The 20,031-nt window shown below is 41.9% G+C and carries 18 protein-coding genes; 12 read left to right on the plus strand and 6 right to left on the minus strand.

Translation table 11 applies throughout. From position 1 onward, the window contains the following. The first annotated feature begins 20 nt into the window (after positions 1 to 20). The 4 genes from JI65_RS08765 (at position 21) to JI65_RS08780 (ending at position 6,905) form a co-directional block, all read left to right on the plus strand. Positions 21 to 1,070 carry an Rpn family recombination-promoting nuclease/putative transposase gene (locus JI65_RS08765; RefSeq protein WP_191015330.1) on the plus strand — a complete coding sequence of 350 codons (1,050 nt, stop codon included), beginning with the start codon at positions 21 to 23 and terminating at the stop codon, positions 1,068 to 1,070. Positions 1,071 to 1,617: 547 nt separating this feature from the next. After that, positions 1,618 to 3,690, plus strand: a complete 2,073-nt coding sequence (locus JI65_RS08770; protein WP_191015332.1) for a methyl-accepting chemotaxis protein — start codon at positions 1,618 to 1,620, stop codon at positions 3,688 to 3,690. 278 nt (positions 3,691 to 3,968) lie between these two features. Next, positions 3,969 to 5,372 carry a helix-turn-helix transcriptional regulator gene (locus JI65_RS08775; RefSeq protein WP_191015335.1) on the plus strand — a complete coding sequence of 468 codons (1,404 nt, stop codon included), beginning with the start codon at positions 3,969 to 3,971 and terminating at the stop codon, positions 5,370 to 5,372. A 66-nt stretch (positions 5,373 to 5,438) separates the two neighbouring features. Beyond that, positions 5,439 to 6,905: a hypothetical protein gene (locus JI65_RS08780; protein ID WP_191015337.1), complete on the plus strand. Its 1,467-nt coding sequence runs from the start codon at positions 5,439 to 5,441 to the stop codon at positions 6,903 to 6,905. 74 nt (positions 6,906 to 6,979) lie between these two features. Here JI65_RS08780 and JI65_RS08785 read toward each other — a convergent pair whose 3' ends face one another. From JI65_RS08785 to JI65_RS08795, 3 genes are all read right to left on the minus strand, one after another. Next, positions 6,980 to 8,239, minus strand: coding sequence for an extracellular solute-binding protein (locus tag JI65_RS08785; protein ID WP_191015340.1), 1,260 nt, complete (start codon positions 8,237 to 8,239; stop codon positions 6,980 to 6,982). A gap of 117 nt (positions 8,240 to 8,356) precedes the next feature. Next, on the minus strand, positions 8,357 to 9,304 hold the full coding sequence (locus JI65_RS08790) for an HD-GYP domain-containing protein (RefSeq protein WP_191015342.1): 948 nt from the start codon (positions 9,302 to 9,304) through the stop codon (positions 8,357 to 8,359). After that, positions 9,304 to 10,467, minus strand: coding sequence for a GGDEF domain-containing protein (locus JI65_RS08795; RefSeq protein WP_191015345.1), 1,164 nt, complete (start codon positions 10,465 to 10,467; stop codon positions 9,304 to 9,306). Before JI65_RS08795 ends, JI65_RS08790 begins: the two co-directional genes overlap by 1 nt. A gap of 361 nt (positions 10,468 to 10,828) precedes the next feature. On the opposite strand from JI65_RS08795, the gene JI65_RS08800 reads away from it, so the two are divergent. Together JI65_RS08800 and JI65_RS08805 are read left to right on the plus strand one after the other, a co-directional pair. After that, a complete protein-coding gene (locus tag JI65_RS08800) occupies positions 10,829 to 11,785 on the plus strand; it encodes a hypothetical protein (protein ID WP_191015347.1) in 957 nt (318 codons plus the stop codon). A gap of 27 nt (positions 11,786 to 11,812) precedes the next feature. Then, a complete protein-coding gene (locus tag JI65_RS08805; RefSeq protein ID WP_191015349.1) occupies positions 11,813 to 12,727 on the plus strand; it encodes an EAL domain-containing protein in 915 nt (304 codons plus the stop codon). Here JI65_RS08805 and JI65_RS08810 read toward each other — a convergent pair. Both JI65_RS08810 and JI65_RS08815 read right to left on the minus strand, forming a co-directional pair. Continuing rightward, complete coding sequence (locus JI65_RS08810; protein WP_191015352.1) at positions 12,724 to 13,338, minus strand: histidine phosphatase family protein; 615 nt, start codon at positions 13,336 to 13,338, stop codon at positions 12,724 to 12,726. The two genes, JI65_RS08805 and JI65_RS08810, sit on opposite strands and share 4 nt — an antisense overlap. Position 13,339: 1 nt before the next feature. Next, complete coding sequence (locus JI65_RS08815) at positions 13,340 to 14,773, minus strand: amidophosphoribosyltransferase (RefSeq protein WP_191015354.1); 1,434 nt, start codon at positions 14,771 to 14,773, stop codon at positions 13,340 to 13,342. A gap of 281 nt (positions 14,774 to 15,054) precedes the next feature. Here JI65_RS08815 and JI65_RS08820 point away from each other — a divergent pair, with 281 nt between their 5' ends. From JI65_RS08820 to JI65_RS08830, 3 genes are all read left to right on the plus strand, one after another. Beyond that, the gene (locus JI65_RS08820; RefSeq protein WP_191015357.1) at positions 15,055 to 15,264 is read left to right on the plus strand and encodes a hypothetical protein; all 210 of its coding nucleotides are present in this window, start codon (positions 15,055 to 15,057) and stop codon (positions 15,262 to 15,264) included. Continuing rightward, positions 15,261 to 15,533 (plus strand): hypothetical protein, encoded by a 273-nt coding sequence (locus JI65_RS08825; protein ID WP_191015359.1) that lies wholly within the window; start codon positions 15,261 to 15,263, stop codon positions 15,531 to 15,533. The genes JI65_RS08820 and JI65_RS08825 overlap by 4 nt, the downstream gene beginning before the upstream one ends. Before the next feature lie 100 nt (positions 15,534 to 15,633). Then, entirely contained in the window at positions 15,634 to 15,903 is a 270-nt protein-coding gene (locus JI65_RS08830) for an ACT domain-containing protein (RefSeq protein WP_191015361.1), read from the plus strand. A gap of 343 nt (positions 15,904 to 16,246) precedes the next feature. On the opposite strand, the gene JI65_RS08835 is transcribed toward JI65_RS08830, so the two are convergent. Beyond that, positions 16,247 to 16,942, minus strand: a complete 696-nt coding sequence (locus JI65_RS08835) for an SAM-dependent methyltransferase (RefSeq protein WP_191015388.1) — start codon at positions 16,940 to 16,942, stop codon at positions 16,247 to 16,249. Positions 16,943 to 17,369: 427 nt separating this feature from the next. Between JI65_RS08835 and JI65_RS08840 the strand changes: the two genes are divergently transcribed. The 3 genes from JI65_RS08840 (at position 17,370) to JI65_RS08850 (ending at position 20,016) form a co-directional block, all read left to right on the plus strand. Then, entirely contained in the window at positions 17,370 to 19,163 is a 1,794-nt protein-coding gene (locus JI65_RS08840; RefSeq protein ID WP_191015364.1) for an InlB B-repeat-containing protein, read from the plus strand. 233 nt (positions 19,164 to 19,396) lie between these two features. After that, positions 19,397 to 19,612, plus strand: coding sequence for a hypothetical protein (locus JI65_RS08845; RefSeq protein ID WP_191015366.1), 216 nt, complete (start codon positions 19,397 to 19,399; stop codon positions 19,610 to 19,612). Next, a complete protein-coding gene (locus JI65_RS08850) occupies positions 19,609 to 20,016 on the plus strand; it encodes a type II toxin-antitoxin system VapC family toxin (protein WP_191015368.1) in 408 nt (135 codons plus the stop codon). Before JI65_RS08845 ends, JI65_RS08850 begins: the two co-directional genes overlap by 4 nt. Positions 20,017 to 20,031 lie beyond the last annotated feature (15 nt).

Below are 20,031 nucleotides of genomic sequence, written 5' to 3' on the forward strand. Positions count from 1 at the left end.
ATCCAAAGTAAAATAACATTATGACGATTGACGACTTCAAGACGCAAGAAGAATATGTCTCACAAATGGAACACGGCGCGCTGCTCAATCCGCGCATTGACAGCACGTTCAAGGCTCTGTTCACGCAGCCGACACCTGAATCGAGAGCGGCTTTGCATTCTTTTCTTGAGGCGGCGACGGAGCGGAAAATCAAAAAATACGAGCTTAAAGCAAATGACTCTCCGGTTGGATTTGACGGACAGCGTGGTGTAACCTATGATATTTTGTGTCAGTTTGAAGACGGACTTACGGCCGACATTGAGATGCAGGCCTCTGACCAGGAATATGACTACGGAAAGCGCGCGGAGTATCAGGTGGCTCGATTGGAGACGACATACCTCCAGAAGGGGGACGATTGGGAAAAAGCACCGATCGTCTACCAGATTTCCGTCCTGAACTTCAATTACAAGTGCAAATCTTCCAAAAACAATGGCAATTCGAAAGGCTCAAAGAATCCAGTGAGCCGATATGCCATGCGGACAAATGACGGGCGGGAGCTTTCAAACACGCTGAACATCATTTTTATAGAACTTCCGAAGGCAAAAGGCTTGGAAAAAACTCTTGAAACGAATACGCCACTTGAGAATTGGGCTATTTTCCTTAAACTTGCCGACAATCCCAAAAAACAGGATTTGATTCAGAAACTCACAAACAAGGAGGCAGGGCTTATGAATGCACAGAAATCACTCTCGAACATCAGCGCGAACAAAGATTACTGGATTGCGCAGTACAGGCAGGAAATCCGCGAAAGAGACTACCGTTCCGGCCTAAGTGCCGCCGAACGCCGGGGATTGCAACAAGGAATACAGCAAGGAATTCAGCAGGGATTGCAGCAGGGAATACAGCAAGGAATACAACAGGGATTGCAGCAAGGAATACAGCAGGGATTGTTACAAGGAACAAAAAATGCTGCTCTCGCTAATGCTAGAAATCTGCTTTCAATGCACCTTGGCACAATCGAGCAAATTTCTCAGGCATGCGGTCTTTCTGTTGAGGAGGTTCGTGCGCTTGCGGAAAAATTGGGCGAATAGCGAACTATGAATGCACAGAAATCACTCTCGAACATCAGCGCGAACAAAGATTACTGGATTGCGCAGTACAGGCAGGAAATCCGCGAAAGAGACTACCGTTCCGGCAATGGAGGATTCCATTAATCGCCTACCTAAAAAAAGAGTTGTGTTAGCCAATCTCGCCCGCGCGTCGCATTTGTGTGGTGCTGCGGGTGTTTTTTTTAATCACTCTAGAACAGAATAGAACAAAAACGTCATGCTTCTTGTTTCAGCATCTGCGGTCAACTGTATTAAAATCTCAAAGTTTGTTTGAAAATCTCTAAATAGCTTCCAAAAAAATCAAATTTTAAAAATAAAATTAAAAACTACCCTAGAAGGTAGTATGAAAATCAATTTCTTGAATTACAATTAAAATTGCTGTTAAAAACGGTGGGGCTTAACGGCATTAAATAAAAAAGTTTTGTCTTTCAATCAACGCACAATCTGAACATCTTTTTTATTTCAATTTTATTCTAAAACTCTTGCTGAACTTTCTTTTGTACCCGCGTAAAAACGAGGAGGAAAGCGTATGACACTTTTAAAACGCTCGCTTGTAATGATTTCCATTCCAACAATTGCATTCTTTTTGATAATGATGATTATTTCTTCAAATAGGCTAAAATTCTATGCCTCCGAAAAAATGAAGGAAAACCTAAAAGCCGCCAACGATGCCGCATCTGAGCATCTTATGGCCGAAATGCAAAAGCCCTGTGTTCTGCTAGAAGCTCTTACAGACATGTTTTTGAACGGCACTTTCGAGACTGAGCACGACAATCTGAATGTGTTTACGAACCTTACAAAATCCTATGTTGAGTCAACGGGATTTTACGGCGTTATTGACGGCGTTTATTACGACGGAACTGGCTGGGTGCCCGACAGCGACTGGAATCCCGTAACTCGGCCGTGGTACACAGGCGCGATCGCCGACCCGAACAATTTTGTGTATTCCGACGTTTACGTTGACGCAGAAACAAAAAGCACAGTCGTAAGCATTTCAAAGCAGGTTTTCGACAAAGACCGCAATTCGCTCGGCGTTGTTTCTGTAGACTTTCCGCTGGATTCCATAAAAAAAGTGATGGCTGGAAAACGTCAATTTGAGGACGAAAAAATGTTCATCCTGACGAACAAAGGTTTTTTTGCTTCGCACGAGAAATATACTGCCGACGACAATATTTCTTCTATAGAAAATGGTGTGTACAGTAAGTTCTCTGACAACTTCCTTTCTGGAAGCGACGAGATTTTTTCCGTCAAAACAAAAGAAGGCAACTACTACTACAAATCAACAAAAATCAAGGGAACGAGTTGGTTCTTTATTTATGGTCGCTCACAAGAAGCTGCGAATGCATTTGTTTACAAGACGATTCAGATTATCGTACTTTCTTTCCTTATTCTTCTTGCCGTAATTTTTGTGATTATGATTGTAAGCCTGCATGGAACGGCGATTCCGATTCAGCTTACGGCAAATGCGCTTTCGGAAATTTCTTCCGGTGCTGCAGATTTGACTCGCCGAATCGAAGTTTCAACTTCTACGGCAGAAATGAAGACCGTAGTTTCTAGCTTTAACGGATTTGCAAAAAAACTTCAGGGCATGATTGGAAACCTGAAGGATACAAGCTCTACTTTGAACGTGGTTTCCCAGAACATGAAGGGCAGCGTTTCGTCTGTTTCGAATTCTATGACATCAATCAGGCTCAGCATTAAAAACGTGCGTGAGCAGATTCAGAATCAGGCGAACGGATTTGATGAGACTTCGAGCGTAATAAAAGAGGTTGCCGAGAGCATTGCAAACGTTAACGAGATGATTGATTTTCAGACTCAGAGCATTCGTCATTCTTCCGGTTCAATAAATGAGCTTGTGGGCAACATTGAGCAAATCAACCGCGCTATGGAAACTATGGCTTCGTCTTTCAGCATTCTTGACCAGGAGGCGAAAAACGGAATGTCAAAGCAGCTTAAAGTGAACGAAAGAATTACGCAAATTGAACAGCAGTCACAAATGTTGCAGGAAGCTAATGCCGCGATTGCGGCAATCGCAAGTCAGACGAACTTGCTCGCAATGAACGCGGCAATTGAGGCGGCTCACGCTGGCGAGGCGGGGCAGGGATTCGCGGTTGTTGCGGACGAAATTCGAAAACTTTCGGAAACTTCTTCAAGGCAGTCAAAGACAATCGGAGAACAGTTAAAGAATATAAAAGACAGCATTGTGGAGATTGTAACGGCTTCGCAGGAATCGAGTGCGGCTTTTGCCGGGCTTTCTTCGCGCATCCAGGAGACCGACAATCTTGTTCACTCGGTTTGTTCTTCGCTTGAAACGCAGAACGAGGATTCGTCTCAGGTTATTAACGCGCTTCACGACATGGATCAGACTGCGGAGAACGTGCGTTCGGCTTCCGCAAAAATGGCGGAGGGAAGTAACCGCGTTCTTGGGGAAATGGACAAACTCAGGCAGTCTCTTGAAGCCGTGCAGGAAAGCATGACGGAGATGACGGAGAGTGTTCAGAACGTTGCGAAAAGCGGTATGCAGCTTGACGGTTGCGTAGAAGAACTTGACATGAACGTAACTCAGCTCGGAAGTGACGTTTCGATGTTCAAGACGGCGTAAGTGGGGGATTGTCTGTGTCGGAATCCAAACGTAGATGCTGAAACAAGTTCAGCATGACAGTTTTATGAGTTTCATCTGACAGGTTTATGAGTTTCACATGATAGTTTTATGAGTTTAACCTGACAGGGCTTGCAAGTTTGGTCTGATCGGGTATGTGATTTTGGCATGGGAAAACGCAACTAAGGGATGAAAAGTGGAAAACGATCCCCCTGAACTAATTTCAGGGGGAACTTTAAATTATTGGTAAATAAAAATCTAAAAAAAAAGGAAGAGAAAATATGCAAAATGAAAAACCAACGCCAAAAGATTTATGTGACCGACTGACTAATTTTTGCAAAACTTATTTTCTCATCGATTCACGGAACGACAAACAATTTTACTATGCCCTTACTGATGCGGAGCTAAAAGAATTTCCACTTGCGAAATGCGGGATTTTTTTGAATCTCGTGATGGACGGGGAACTTGAAAAGGCATGGGACGTAGTGAACAGTTTTAAGGGTACGCTGGTTTTTCAGTTCCTGTCATTGGTGCATCCGCAAATTGCGCTCGTGGATTTTATAAAAATACTCAATGAGCTAAAAGTAAAGTCCTATCCCAACAGTCGGGTTCTCTTAACCGCCGGACGGCCATTCCTTATGAACGGAGTTTACGATTTTACGCCGCTCTTTCCATTCTTGCTCCGAAAAAAGGAGCTTTTTATTGACGGCATTTCTTATCTTTACGAAAAAGAACTGGCTCCATCAATCTACAATCTTTGTCTTGCAGAATATTACTACCAAAAAAACGAGCTTTTGAACGCGGAAGTTTTTGTAAGCAAGACGATAAAAGAATTTGACACCGCGAGCCAACGAAGGCTTTTGTTCGTTGCGTTGTACTTGCAGTCAAAAATTCTGATTGCGAACGGCAAGAATATTTCGGACGGCGGCTACATAAAGCAAATCCGGCAGTTCGTAAAGGAAGAAGGCGAACTTGAATTTTCGAATAATCTGGACGCTGCGGAAGCGATGCTTGCTTTTTACGATGAAGGCGGAGTCAATCTGATAAGTTCAGAATTCCTAAAAAGCAAGGCGCCTGACGAATTTGCAAATTTCAGTATGCTCGACACGTACAGCTACATGGTAAAAATCCGTTGTTACATCGTCAGCAAAAAATTCACCGCGACAATCGCGCTCGCAGAAAAACTTCGCCCGCTTTTGCACGAAGGGCACCGTCAAATGGATTTGTGCGAGCTGGATTTGCTTCTTTCAATCTGCTTTTACCGCTCGAACGAAAAGGAACTTTGTTTTGCGGCATTGGAGCGGGCCTTAAAAATTGCAAAACGCCGTGGATTCTACAGACTCGTGGCTGACGAGGGAGAAGCAATCTTTCATATTCTTGTGGAATACGCGAACGAAAAGGGCGAGTCCCCGTTTTTGATGCAAGTCCTGGAAATGGCGAGAAACATGGCGATTCATCATCCTTTGTATTTAAAGCCGGTTTTCAAAAAAAACACGACGTTCACGAATACAGAAATGGAAGTCTTAAAACTTTTGGAGCACGGAAAATCAAAAGAAGAGATTTCGCAGTATCTTTTTGTGAGCGTGAATACCGTAAAATTTCATCTAAAAAATATCTACTCAAAGCTGGAATCAAAATCCGCGCACCAAGCGGTTTGGGAAGCGCGTGTTCTCGGTGTTATTTAAGGGGACTCGAAAAAAATCACTTTTTGGGGTAAGTTTAAAACTTAAAAGGTGAAAGAAAAATAGAATATGAATTTTTTTAGAAGTTTTTTTGTGCTTTTTATTTTTGAACTTTGTTTTGTTGAAGCAAGTGCGCTTACCCCTAAAAAAATCTGTCAAATCGAGAAAAATGCGACTTTCGTGGGGCTTGTCGATAAAAAAATCGTTTACACGTATCGGGACAGCGATGAATCATTTTATACAGTGTTCGGAAAAACTAAATTCGGTCCGTTCGAGAGGGCCGAAAATATCGTTTTTTCAGCCTCGTGCAAGGATTTTGCGCAGTTCGTCGTAAAAAACAAAAAACAGCACATTCTGACTAAAAAAGGCCTTTCGGAGCCTTATGAGCATATTTCATTCTTGCATTTTTCTAACGATGAAAAAAAATTCGCCTATTCATTCAAAAAAGATGGAAAAAGTTTTCTTACCGACGGAATCTCCACTTACGGTCCGTTTTTAGCCGATGCTGAGTATTCTGTTACGTTTGATTATTCACCTAACGAAAACAAGATTATTTTTGCAGTTTACGAAGATTTTCCGGCCGGCGCGCCGTATCATTTCAACTCGGATGCAAAATCCGCAAGGCTGTTTGTTGACGGCTCTGAAGTAAAAGGCCTTTCGTCATTTTCGTCGCCTATTGTTTATCAGCAAGGAAATCATTGCGTTTACAAGTGTTCGGTAGAAGGAAGTGAGGAGAGTGGAGACGACCAAAGCTATATGGTAATCGACGGAAAACGCTTCGGTCCCTACGATTCTATTGATGGATTTGCAAACTTTTCTGCGGACGGAAAGAACTTTGTTTTTACTGCAACTGTTGATGATGAAAACTATGTTGTACTTAAAGACAAAAAAATCGGGCCGTTCGAAAGCGAGATTCTCTCCGCTGGATTTGTTCCCGGAACGAACGACGTTTATTTTGTTTCAAGCGAGTTGTTTGACGGCATAAAACTTCACATTCTTGGGGAAACAAAAGAAAAAGTCATAAATCTTCTTGATGATTTTTTGGAACAGCTTGGTAAATTGGACGGCCCAGACATTGAACGCTTCAAGATGCTTTTTTACTTTGAGTCAGTTGTTTTTCAAATTGACGGCTCAAGGGATTTTGCCTGCATTTTTAGCAACGATTCAGAAAAGTTCATTCTCTGGAAAAACAAGCTGTTCGGTCCGTTTCACAAAATGAACAAATATGATTCATTGGAAAATGTTTCTGTTTTGTGGGCTGCAATGTGGAAAGAAAAAGGTCATTTTCCTTATGTTGTAAAAAATTCTGCCGACGGCAAGTATCACATTTTTATTGATGAAAAAGAGGTTGCCGCGGTAGAATCCTATAATTTTTATGTGAACTGGTGGTTCTCCCAGAATTTATTCGCTTACAAGAACGAACTTGGCTTACAGTGCATTTATATTTCAGGAAAAACTTACCTTGGAAGCGTAATAGATTTTTCGTCCGTAATTTATCTTGACGACGGAATCGTTTACGAGCTTAAATTAGAATAGATTTGGACTAGTTTGGAAACATTGAAAAAACTTGTCATTGTCATTACTAATTACTGTCTGTGACAAATCTGCGCTTATCTGTATTTATCTGCGTCAGAAAGTTGAAGTTTTTCGAGTTCCATTTGGGCTTGTGTCAGGCCGTTTGAGATGGAAATTTCGCCGTTTATGATTCTTCGCATGTGAGTGCCCAAAATCGTGTAGAATTGAGGCCAGGTTTGCATTACTGGGCGGTAAATGCCGTTTTCGAGGGCTTCACGAACTGCGTTGTATTGCGGGAATTTTTTTAGAATTGCTTCGTCAGACAAACTCGAATATCTGCACGGAACACCGCCGTATTCAACAGTCGTTTTTTGAACGTCTTTGTCCATAAGATATTTTAAAAGCTGAATTGCATAATTTTTTTTGGTACTTTTCTGCGGAATGCCGACTGCCCAAATTCCATAGATGTTTGAATTGTAAACCGGCAAATCCGAATGGAACTTTCCGGAAAACGCAATGTAATCCATTGAAGAATTTTTTGTGGGCGTGTACCAGCCCGGCCAGCCGATTCCGATTGCGGCGGATTTGTTTGCAATCGCTGCGATTAAGTCCTCTTTTTTTGCGGCGCGACCAGTTTTTAGCAAATCCATGTAGCTTTCCATGGCATCAGAAAAGCCAATCGTGTTTATCGTCGGAAAGTTGTTTTTGTCCACGACCCATGCACCGCGGGAGGCAAGAATCGGCAAAAAATCAACTACGATATTGTTGTTCGTGTCGCCGCGGTACATAAATCCCAAATTGTGCCTTTTTTTCTGAAATCTGCAGATTTTTAGGATGTCATCTAGAGAATCAATTTCTTCGGGCTTAAAACCTGCCTCTTTTATCATAATTTTGTTGTACAGAATAACCGTAACGTTTCCGTAATACGGTGCCAGATACAGCGAGCCATTGTGATAGCAAATTGTTTTGGTCGCAGGAATTATGTCATCGTCAAGCTCGTAGTCAAGCTCGCTCAGGTTTGCGAGAATCCCGTCCGCGGTGAATTCCGCCATCCATGAGCCGTCAACCATGCAAAAATCATATTTGTTTTCGCTGTCTTCGGTAATTGCCGAATGCAAAGCGTCTTCGCCGAATTCAAGGACGTTGCAGTGAATTTTGTGGGTCTGCTCGAATTCTGGAATGCATTTTTTTATTACGTCAGAATACGTTCCCGAACGCAGCGCAAGCGTAATTTCGCCCTTAAAATCCGAGAGCGGAATATTTTGACGTACAGAATTCTTTGTGCACGAAGAAAAAATCAGCAGTGGTGCCAGAAAGAGAAAAATATTTTTTAGGTGCCCAAAAATCAACTTCATAAACATTCCTATTTTTTTAGAGGTCGTTTTAAAATTCCTTTTTGTCATGCTGAATTTAGTTCAGCATCTACACGGTGTAGTTCAGAGATTCCGAAACAAGTTCGGAATGACGAAAATCTACCAGCGAAAATCGCCGACTTGATATTTTTGCATTCGCTTTTTTACGTCTTCCATGCAGCCAACGATTTTGCTTTTTGGAATCGTGCAGAACAAGTCAACCAGTTCCGTGTCAAGCTGAGTGCCTCTTACAAGTTTTAATTCCTCTATCGCGCTTTCGTGCGTCAGGCTTGCCCTGTAGGAACGGTCCATCGTGATTGCCGAATAAGTGTCCGCAAGTGCAAGTATTCTTGAAACCAGCGGAATGTCCTTGCCCGCAAGACGATAGTAACCTTGCCCGTCCACGCGTTCGTGGTGATATTTTATCCACGTTGCGACTTCCCAGAATGATTTGTGCGTGGACAAAATTTCCACACAAATTTCCGGGTGACGCTGAATGAGCGACCTTTCGGACGGCAAGAGTTTTCCTTTTTTGTCGATTATTTCGCGCGGAATGCCGAGCTTACCGATGTCGAGCAATATTGCCGCGTACTGGAGATTCGCCGGGTTGATTTTTCCGCGGTCAAGCAACGGCAAATAATCATAAATCAGCATCGCAAGGTTCTGAACGTGCAGCGAGTGACCGTCAAGATTCAGGTCTCCGGCTTCAATTACTCCGACGAGGGTTTCAAGAATTTCCATTGTGCCGGCACTCATTCCGTTTATCTGAAAAAGCCCCCAAAGAAGCATGAGCGTAAAAATCGCGGCGATGCTGAACATTGGAAGTGCATACAATTCAGAAATCTCTTCGTTCTTAAAAATGTACAGCGACAGTGCCAAAAAAAACAGTTCCAAACTCAGGACTATTGAATCGACAACGGTTTTTCCAAAATATGATTTATGAATCGCATCGTTCCGCAGAATGAGAAAGTAAAAATACAAAAATGAATCCAGCAGAATAAGTGCAATTGCGGTGACCAAAAGATATTCGGCAGAAACCCGTGAATAGAAATATTTTAAGTGTTCCATTATTCTGCCTCTCTTATATCTTTTTTTGAAAAATAAATCTGATTCTTTCCGCTCCGCTTTGCCTCGTAAAGCGCGTCGTCTGCCATTTTGTAAGCCACATCAATGTCTTTTACGTTTGCAAAAACTTCAACAACTCCCACAGAAGCCCGAATTCCTGCCACGGAATCAAAACTTGTGGCATTCAGTTTTTCAAGGATTTCTTTTAGCTTTGCCGTCAGTTCTTCACGGTCTTTTTTGCCGCGAAGCATCAGGATAAATTCATCGCCGCCTAGCCGACCTGCAAAGTCAAAAGGTTGGTTCAAATTCCAGGAAGAAATATTTTTGTCAACAATATCGATTCTAAGGCATTCCATAATCGTTTTGCCAACAACCTGAATAACTTTGTCGCCCATTTGATGTCCAAGCGTGTCGTTAATCTGCTTAAATCCGTCCAAATCGATTATGCAGAGCGCCAGAATTCCTTCAGACTTGATTTTTAGGACTTCTTCCGCAATCGAAAAAAATCTTCCTCTGTTCAAAAGTCCTGTGAGCGAGTCAAAACTCGATTTTATTTCAAGTTTTCTCTGAATCTCCAGGTCTTGCTGGTAAAGGACGAACTGGGCAATCCTCATTCTTTGGAATGAGTAATGCAGCAGAATCGAGAGCATGAGGACTACGAGAACGTTATAAGTGTCGTGATAGGCGATTGAGAAAGTTTTGTAGGAATACGAGGTAAAAATAAAGATTCCCGTTCCCGCAATGGAAATCAAAATCATTATGTACATGCTTCCGACGTAGGAAAGCGAGGTGAGAAGCAAAAGCACTAAAAACATTGTTGCCGGCATGTAGGGCTGTGCGATTGACGAAAGAATCCCGTAGATTAGCAGCATGAAAATGCTTGAAAGCACCGCAAAATAGATGTGCTTGTCAACGCTCTTTGGAAAAAAAAGAACCCAAACCCCGAACATCAGGCTTACCAGCATAAAAGCTGAGTAAAAGGGAATTCGTTCTTCGTTCACACCAAAAAGATTCAGATACGAGAAAACAAGGTACACAAAATTCATTAGAAAAAACCAGGATGTGAGAATCGAAATGTGTTTTCTGTCTGTGGAACGAATCATTTCGGCGCAAGCCTTGTATGACTCGCGAGAATATCCGTAAAAATTAAAACTTAATCGCGTCAACTCTTTTTTCCTGTACTGTGAAGGCTCCAAAGATTTTACCTTTAGAGAATCTTAAATAAAAACCTTTCTTGATTTTAATACATTTTTCAGAATTCGCAATGATTTTTAGCCTGAGAGACAACTCTTTGTCAACTCTCCGTGTTATGGGCAAGTGGACTAAAAAAAATTGTCTGCATCTGCAATTTTTTTATAATGCGGAAGAACTGGCATGAAGTTGCAGATGCTGAATCAAGTTTAGCATGACAATATTTTTAAGTGGCGTAGCGGACGGCAGAGCAGATTCTTTGCGATGAGTTTAAAATAATGGCGTTTGCTCAAAAGCTCCTTTATAATAATAAAATAGACTTAATAGGAGTTTACGATGTGGAATTACAGTTTTATTGTTCCGAACTGCTTTGGGCTTATAACCTTTCTGTTTTTTTATTTGATGAAGCCACGCCTTGAAGTACGAATTCACAACGCATTCATAAACACAGTCGTTACCGAAATTGCGCTCGTAATAATCGACCCGATTTCTTCATATCTTCTTGAGCACATAAATTCTATTCCGATTTTGATATTGAACTTTGCGAATGTGTGTTTCTTTGTGCTTTTTATTTTGAGAACGTATCTTTTCTTTGCGCTTTCTTGCGCAATCGCTAAATTCAAAATCGAAAAAAACAAAGTGATAATGATTCTCGCGTTGACGGTTTTTTCGCTGGGAATTTTGCTTTCGCTCTCAAATGTTTTCTTTTCTCCGATTTTTAAAATCACCAAAAGCGGATATTCCCGGGGCTTTTTGTACAACATCATTTATGTTATTGCTTTCTTCTATATATTTATGTCTTTTGGGGTAGTGTTTTTAAAACGAAAAAAAATTGCTTTTTGGCGCGTTGCGACTGTCGTTTTGAGCAATCTGATTTTGTTGGGCGGTTACGTTATACGAAAAGTTTTTCCGTCCTATTTGGTCATGGACAGCTTTTGCTTGATTGTAATCATCATAAACTATGCGGCAATCGACAATTTTACTTTCCACCTGGAAGGTCGGACCGGCGTGTTCAACAGCAAGGCTCTGGTTGATTTTCTCGAAGAAAGGGAAGGCTCATCCGTAAAACTGATTATGGGAATTGGAATAAATAATTACGGAGAAATGCGCGAGATTTTCGGAACGATGAGCATGGACATGGGAATCCACATGATAGGTCAATATCTTAAAAAGACTTATCCGTTGCTCACGGTTTTTTATGTAAGCGGAGGAATGTTCATATTGGTGGGGGAGAACGGTATGGTTTACGAGTCTCTCAAAAATGATATTGCCGAAAGGTTCAAAAAGCCGTGAAAAACCGAAGAATCGTCCGAGCTTACGTTGGAAGTTAGGTTTGGTTACATTGAAAGAAACTTAAAAATAACGGATGCCGAATTGCTTGTAAAAGGATTGATTTCGGCACTCACGCAGGTGGAATCGATTAACAATGAAAGCGTAAAAGTTACGGCCGCGACAATCAAAAATATTGCGACAAAAACCGAAATTAAAAGGGCAGTGGAATACGCCGTGGAGCACAACACCGCAGAGCTTTTTTTGCAGCCAATCGTCAACGCAACGACGCATGAATTGGTTGGTGCGGAGGCTCTGGCAAGAATCAGGAACAAGGACAACGAACTCATTCCGCCGGGACTTTTTATTCCTGTTGCGGAGCGGAACGGAAGAATCAACTCGCTGGGAAAGCAGATGTTTGAAAAGTCGTGTGCGTTTATAAAAAATCACGATATAGATTCAATGGGAATTTCGTGGCTGAACGTGAATCTTTCGCCGGTGCAGTTTTTGAGCAGTTCGCTTAACGAGAGTTTTTCTACGATATTGCAGTTGCACGAAATTAGTGCAGAAAAATTGCACCTTGAGCTTACGGAGGAGGCGATGATTGATTATACGCTTCTTCAGCATCATATTCAGGACATGAAGGAAACGGGATTCAGTTTTGTTCTGGATGATTACGGAAGCGGATATTCGAACGTTTCCCGACTAAAAAGCGGGCCATTTGTCAACGTAAAACTTGATATGTCAATCGTGTGGGATTATTTTAAAACCAAAGACGAAATTTTGCCGACTCTCGTGCAAGCTTTTAAGCGCATGAAATTTTCGGTCACAGCCGAGGGAATTGAATCCGAAGAGATGGCAAATGCCATGAGGGACATCGGCTGTGATTATCTGCAGGGCTTTTATTTTTCAAAGCCGCTTCCAGCCGATGAGTTTGCCGCAAAATACGGCAAACAAAAAAGTTAGCAGAACAGGCGGCTAGTCCACACGAGGCGGAATTTGTCGTCTTTTAGTTCCACAAGGTTCATCGAACAGTTCGGAAAGCGTACCTTCCAGTAATCGGCGAGCGGGCGACCGTCAACGTGCAGGAGAAGCGACTGCAAAGTGCCTCCGTGCGTGGTTACGAGAACATTTTCCACGGGCGCGGGAAGATTTTTTATTTCGTTTTCCCAGAAGTCCGCGGTGCGCGCAAAAACCGTTTCAAAAGATTCTGCATCTGGCTGAGCTTTGTAATTTTGCGGGGCTTCAAAAAAATTCCCAAAATCCTTAAGTTCAGGAATCAACTTACGTTCTTCTGGCGTTGTTCCTTCAGCCTTTCCGAACGAAAATTCGATTATTCGGGAATCCTTTATGATTTTGTCCGCGGAAAAACCGCTTATTAGTTCGGCGGTCTTGCACGCGCGCTGCAAAGGGCTTGAATAAACGCGGTCAAAAATAATTCCTGCCTTTTTAAGACCTTCGCCAGTGCGACGCGCCTGCTCAATTCCGTGGGCGTTCAGAGGAATGTCCGTTCGCCCCTGGAGTTTCCAGGCCTTGTTCCAGTCTGTTTCGCCGTGTCTTGTAATGTAGATTCTCATGCTACTCCCGACCATTCCAGCAATATGTGCAGAGCTTGCAGTGGTCAAGTCCCGTTGAGTCGAGCATGTCATCTAGCCGGTGGAAGCGGAGCGTCGTAAAATGAAGCTGCTTTCGGATTTCTTCCTGCATTCTCTCGTATTCCGGGGTGTCCGGGTCGCAGTATTTTGCGAGAACTTCGTCCGAAACGTTTTCGCCTTCAAACTGCTTTACGACTCGGCGCGCAATCAAATCAAGCTCACTTTTTGAGCGGCTAAAATTAAGATATTTGCAACCGAACATAATCGGCGGACAAGCCGGTCGCACGTGAACTTCTTTTGCGCCGCTCTGGTACAAAAAGTCCGTGGTTTCGCGAAGCTGAGTTCCGCGGACAATCGAGTCGTCAATCAAAAGAATGCTCTTGTCTTTTATGAGCTGAGGAACCGGAATGAGCTTCATGTGGGCGATTAAATTCCTCTGCTCCTGATTTACAGGCATGAACGAGCGTGGCCAGGTTGGAGTGTATTTGATGAACGGGCGCGTGAACGGAATCCCTGCCTCGTTCGCGTAGCCTACGGCATGTGCCGTGCCTGAATCAGGAACGCCTGCCGCGCAGTCCGGGTGAATTTCTGCATCTTTGTCGCGTTTTGCGAGAAATCGTCCGCAGTTGTATCGCATTGCTTCTACGTTAACGCCTTCGTAGGTAGCCGTTGGGTAGCCGTAATAAATCCAAAGGAACGTGCAGATTTTCATCTCTTTTTGCGGCTGCTGCAAGATTTCGTAGCGGTCAGCCGTAACGTAAACGATTTCTGCTGGGCCGAGTTCGTGAATGTCTTTGTATCCAAGATTCATGTAGGCAAAATTCTCGAATGAAAGACAGTGCGCAAGAATGCTTCCCTGTGTGTCTTTTTTGATTCCGATTTGAAGCGGGGTGCGTCCCAATTTGTCGCGGGCGCCGTAAATTCCGTCTGGTGTTGCGACCAAAAGTGTTATTGAGCCTTTGATTTTTGACTGAACGTATTTGATTCCTTCAAGAATTGACTCTTGGGTGTTAATCATTGCAAGAATCAGCTCCGTCTGGTTTATTTCACCGCCGGACATTTCAAGGAACATGTGGCCGTTAGACAATAGCTCCTGAACGATTTCGTCTTTGTTTGTAACGATTCCCACGGTGGTCAATGCGAATTTTCCGAGGTGGGAACAAGCCAAAAGCGGTTGCGGCTCGTAGTCAGAAATACATCCGATTCCGATGTGGCCTTTCATTTCCGCAACGTCGTTTTCAAACTTTGTCCTGAATGGAGAATTCTGAATGTTGTGAATTGACCGCTGAAATTTATTTTCGTTCAAATAAACCGCAAGTCCGCCGCGACGAGTTCCCAAATGCGAATGATAGTCAACGCCAAAGAACAAGTCCAAAGAACAGTCACCTTTAGAAGCGACTCCGAAAATTCCGCCCATAATCGTACCCCTTATGAAAAACTTTCAAAAATTGGAAAGCACTAGTATAGAACAAAATAAGAAACGCTAAAAGGTAGCTTGCGAAGTAAAAATCTTCTTGTGCGCTTTCCACGCCAACTTTTATGCACTGTCATTCCGCATCTGCACATCAACTGTCATTCTGAGCGAAGTCGAAGAATCTGCATTTCAAAAATCGTTTTATAGCGCTTTTTGTATGTTTACTTTTTTTTGTTACAGTATATATTAAATCTTATATAACATAATTTTTAGGAGGATTTCAGATGAAATCATTAAAAAAATTCTTTTTGGTGTTTTCGCACTTGCTGCACTATCTTTTGGTCTTGCTTCTTGCTCCGACGATGAAGAGGAATCTCTTAAATGCGTTGCTCAGTATGTTGGAACAGGGGCTGGAACTGATTCAGATGGCATTACCTGCACATGTACAGTTCGTGCAAGTTTTTACAACAATAACGAGTATAAAATCGATATGAATGCGACAGCCGTAGCTTCTGGAGAAGAGGGGACTGGCACTGCAACTATTGACGGCACTGTAGAAATCGGAACTTACACAGGCGATGCTACAAAAGACGGCACTATCAAATGTACTGCAACAAAAGAATATGATGACGAGCAGGAAAAACTCGTAGACGTTAAAAACAAAACTACGGATGAAGTAACAATCGCAAACGGTGAGTTTACTCTTGATTTGTCAGAAGATTTTGAAATTGAGGGTTTTGAAGTAACTTTGAAGCGAAAATAATCGATAAAAATTCCTCACTTAGTCGTGGTCCTTATCGCCACGGCTAGAACTCCCTGCAAGGCGATTGAAAGCCTTTCCCTATTTGATATAAAATGAATCCATGAATGCAATTATAACAGTCGTCGGAAGCGACAAAGTGGGAATCATCGCTGAGGTGAGTGCATTGCTTGCCCAGCATAAAATCAATATTGCTGATATTACTCAGACAATTCTTTCTGGCAACTTCGTGATGATGATGATGGTTGACTTTGCGAACGCAGATGTCTCTATCGATGAAATGCGCACGACACTGAACGAGACGAGCCAAAAAATGCACGTGGAAATCAATTTGATGTCCGAAAAAGTTTTTGGCGCAATGAACAGACTATAAACGGAAACGCAGAAACTGAGCTTTGCAAAACAAATCAACTTGTGCGTTTCCCGAAAGTTTTCCTGGCGGAAAACTCTCGCTTTTGTGGGTGCACTTTGCGAGCCTAAAGGTCAGTCTTGTTGCTCGCGCTGTGCTCGCAACTTTAGGAAAATAAGTCCACTTGTAAGCTGCCTTTCTACCATATTTGGTAACGGAACAAGACTATAAGTTGACTAAAAATCTTAGGGGCAGTAGCGAAAACGAAGCAAAAAAATGATTCTGAGCTTTGCGAACGAAGTGAGTGCTCAGCTGCATTTTTTGAAGCGTTGTAGTGGATGCCCCTAAGATTTTTATATCGGTAAGTTTACTTCCTTGCTACGATTACCATCGTCCGCGCATTTTGATTGTACGGGCTAAAATCAAAGTCGCCGTAAATTTCAACGGATTCAAAACCGATTTCCAAAAGAATCTTTTTTAATTCAATCGCAGAATAAAGCCGCTGAACAAATTCATGCTCGATTCGCTCACCGGTCTTATTGTCAATTAAAATCCAGCGGGAACGCAAACCTTCCCATGCGCCCACAACGCCAAAATCGGTGAGTACGGTTTTTCCTGAACGCTCAAACCATTCTCCCTCGGTAAAATCTTTTACGGCAATCTCTCGGCTCAGGCTTTCGAGAATAAAAAAGCCGTTGTCGTTCAGCGAATCATAAATATTTTTGATAATCTGTCGGTCTTCTTCGGGGGTGTCGCAATATCCAATCGAAGTGAACAAACTCGTTGCTGCATCAAATTTTTTTTCAGTTTTGAACGTGCGTAAATCAGCGCGAATCAGTTCCATGTCAACGCCCTCGTCATTTGCAGTCTCCGCGGCGGCGTCAAGCTCGCTCTGAATCAAATCGACTCCGGTAACGTTCAGTCCGAGCATGGCAAGTTCCACTGCAACACGGCCCGGCCCACAGCCCGCTTCAAGAATCTTTGCACCTTTAGAAAGCCCCGCGATTCGGCAAATGCTTTCTGCCACTGCAGGAGCCTCAGACCAACGTTGTGCATCGAACATAACAGGCCCGTAATTCTTCCAAAAATCCTCATTCTCAAACCAACTCAAAGTGCACCTCCGTTTTGAATCTCTCGGCAAAAAGATACTGCAAATTCCAGAAAGATTCAAACGAGAGTCTTGCTAAAAGGTTTCGTCGGAGCTGATTAAAAAGTATTGTTATGCGGAACGTGTTTCAGCATCTGTACAGAAGTTTTTAAGACTGTTAAAAGTTTTGATATTTTAGAGATGTTAAAATAATATGACATTAAAATGCAAAAATATTTTCACTTTTTTACAAAACACTATTGACTTATCCCTCCCATACCGATGTATAGTCTAAATCCTAATAAAAATTTATTTATAAACAAATAGGAGCTATTTATGAAAAAACTTATTAAGTTTGCAGCAGTTCTTTTTAGCGCAGCTGTTTTGTTCACGGCTTGTTCTGATGGTAGCTCTGACGATTCTTCTTCAGAGGAAAAGTCAAGAAAAAAACAATGAGACAGAACTTGTTGTTAGCGACAAAGGCTACAATATCATTTTTGATAAAAATGACGGTTCGGGTGAAAAAATTGTCGAAAATTACGATACAGATTCAAAGACTGTGATTCAAGTCGATGTTTACAAGGCACGATTTACTCGTGAGGGCTACACTTTACTTGGCTACTCTAAGCATCCAGAATCAACCTTCAGAATTCTGTTAAAGTTTTTCATCAAAACTGATTCAAGCGGAGAAAAGGGCAAAGAAACTTGGTATGCAATCTGGCAGAAAAATGATGAATTCAAAGTAAACTATTATTTTTCATCTGATTTTTCTGACGGCGAAGCACCTAAAAAAATTGTAGGAACTTTTCCTGTAGATAAAAAGAGTGGTAAGGCAGAAGTAAAATATGCAGAATGCCCGTGGACAAAAGATGGGTATGTTTTTGCCGGCTGGTCAGACGACTTTGGAGAAGTATATCCGCTCACAACAGAAAAAATTAATGGTGACGAAAACCGCACAGCATGTTGGGTGCCGGTTGAAAAAATCAATGAACTTTACAAAATAACTTATCACGCAAATAACGGCACAGACGAGAAAATTGAGCGTTATTACAAGTCTGGTGCTTATCAGGACTGTATTATTTCTGATTGCAGTTTTGAATATGAAAACAAGTATTTTAATGGGTGGGGACTATCTGCAGATGCAACTTACGGTTGGCGTGCAAACGAAAATTATGAACCAAAAAACCATAACACAGACTTGTATGCTATATGGGGAAACCTTGTAACCATAACATTTAATGCAAACGACGGAAGCGCTTCTCCTGCAACAAAGATTCAACAAGTCAAAGAATCTCACTCTGAATCGCTCGAGGAAAATACATTTACCCGCGAAGGATATTTGTTTGGCGGTTGGGCAAAGTCAGCAGATGCAGCAAGCGCTTTGTATAAAGACAAAAACTCAGTCTCGCTTTCTTCAGACATTGTTCTTTACGCAGTTTGGTGTGCACCTTGCAAAATCACTTTTAATGTAAATGACGGTTCTGAAAATCCTAAAACATACGAGCAGACTCTTCCGGCTGGTGTTAAAACTTGGATCAATCCTAAACTTCCAGAAGAAGACAATGCAAAACTTGAAGACTACACTTTCTGCGGATGGAGTACAGATGCAACAAAGACATATAACGAAAAAGAAAAGTGGGATAATTTTTCAATAACAAAAGATACCACTTATTATGGTGTATGGGTGAAAAAGCCGGTTATCACTTTACACGCTAACTATGAGGGTGCTGCTCCTGAATCTTCTCAGATGAAAGTTGAATACAAAGAAGAACTTAAGAATTCAAAATTAAAAGATATATTCAAGCGCGAAGGAAAGGTTTTGTACGGCTGGTCTGAATTTTCTGAGTCGAAATATCCTCAGTATTACTGTTACGGAAACAACAGTGATAGAGGACTTGTACCAACCAAAGATTCTGACCTGTATGCTATCTGGAGAAACGAAAAGCTTACAATTACTTTCAATGCCAATGACGGCTCGGCTAATCCGGCAACAAAAACTCAGCAGGCAGATTTCGGAGAACGCTATGTAGAACTTGACGAAAACACATTTGTACGCGATGGTTATACTTTTCAAGGTTGGGATACCAGTGAAGACTCTAGAACTCCATGGTACTCAATAGACCCTTCTGGTGTTATAACTTTATCTAGTAACTTTTATGATGACATAACTCTTTATGCCATCTGGAAAAAGAACTAATTAGCACTTAATTAATTTTCGACCTTCTGTGTTTTGCAGAAGGTCTTTTTTTGCGCAAACCGCCCGCCCAAAATCGGAGCGAGCTGTCTTCAAAAATTGTCACTGGATTTGAAAAATCTAACGATTTTTCTTTAGCAGGTGGGATTTCGTAGAAATTCCGAATCAATCAGCATTCTGCATTACTTTTTCCCTTTGCCTGTGCTATGATGAGCATAATAATTAAGGAGGAAAAAATGCTTGTAGTGTCATACGCAGATTTTTTTGCGAATCCTTCCCAGTACAAAAACGAAGCCGCCATTTCTGGTCTGAAAATTCTGCCGGAGAAAAAACAGAAGAAACTTTCCCGCAAAGTTCAGGAGAAACTGGATGCCCTGAATGCAATTGTTGGTCTTATTCCGCCTGAAGTGGATGCTGACGCATTATTAGCAGAGCGCAGGATGTCAAAATGAAAATCCTTATAGACACGAATGTCATTATTGACATCATAAACAACAGAAAAGAATTCGTACAGGATTCATTCGCAGCATTGCAAGTTGTGCTCAAAGAGTATAAGGCATGTGTATCAACAACGACGGTCACAGATGTTATCTACATAACGAAAAAGGCATTTGAAGATTTCGGAAGTCAGAAGCAAGCACTTTCCTTATTTTTCTCAAAATTAAAGATTCTTCCTGTCACCAAAAAGGAAATAAAAAAGGCTTTCTCTTCTCCGATGAAAGATTTTGAGGATGCTGTTCAGGCTTTTTGTGCGAAAAAGGCAGGAGCAAAACTAATTATAACTAGAAATATAAAAGACTATACACTTTCCCCTGTAAAAGCAATTTCACCTACTGATTTTCTAAAAACATGGTAGACGTAATAAAAAGTG

The organism is Treponema zioleckii, assembly GCF_014737315.1.
GTDB lineage: Bacteria > Spirochaetota > Spirochaetia > Treponematales > Treponemataceae > Treponema_D > Treponema_D zioleckii.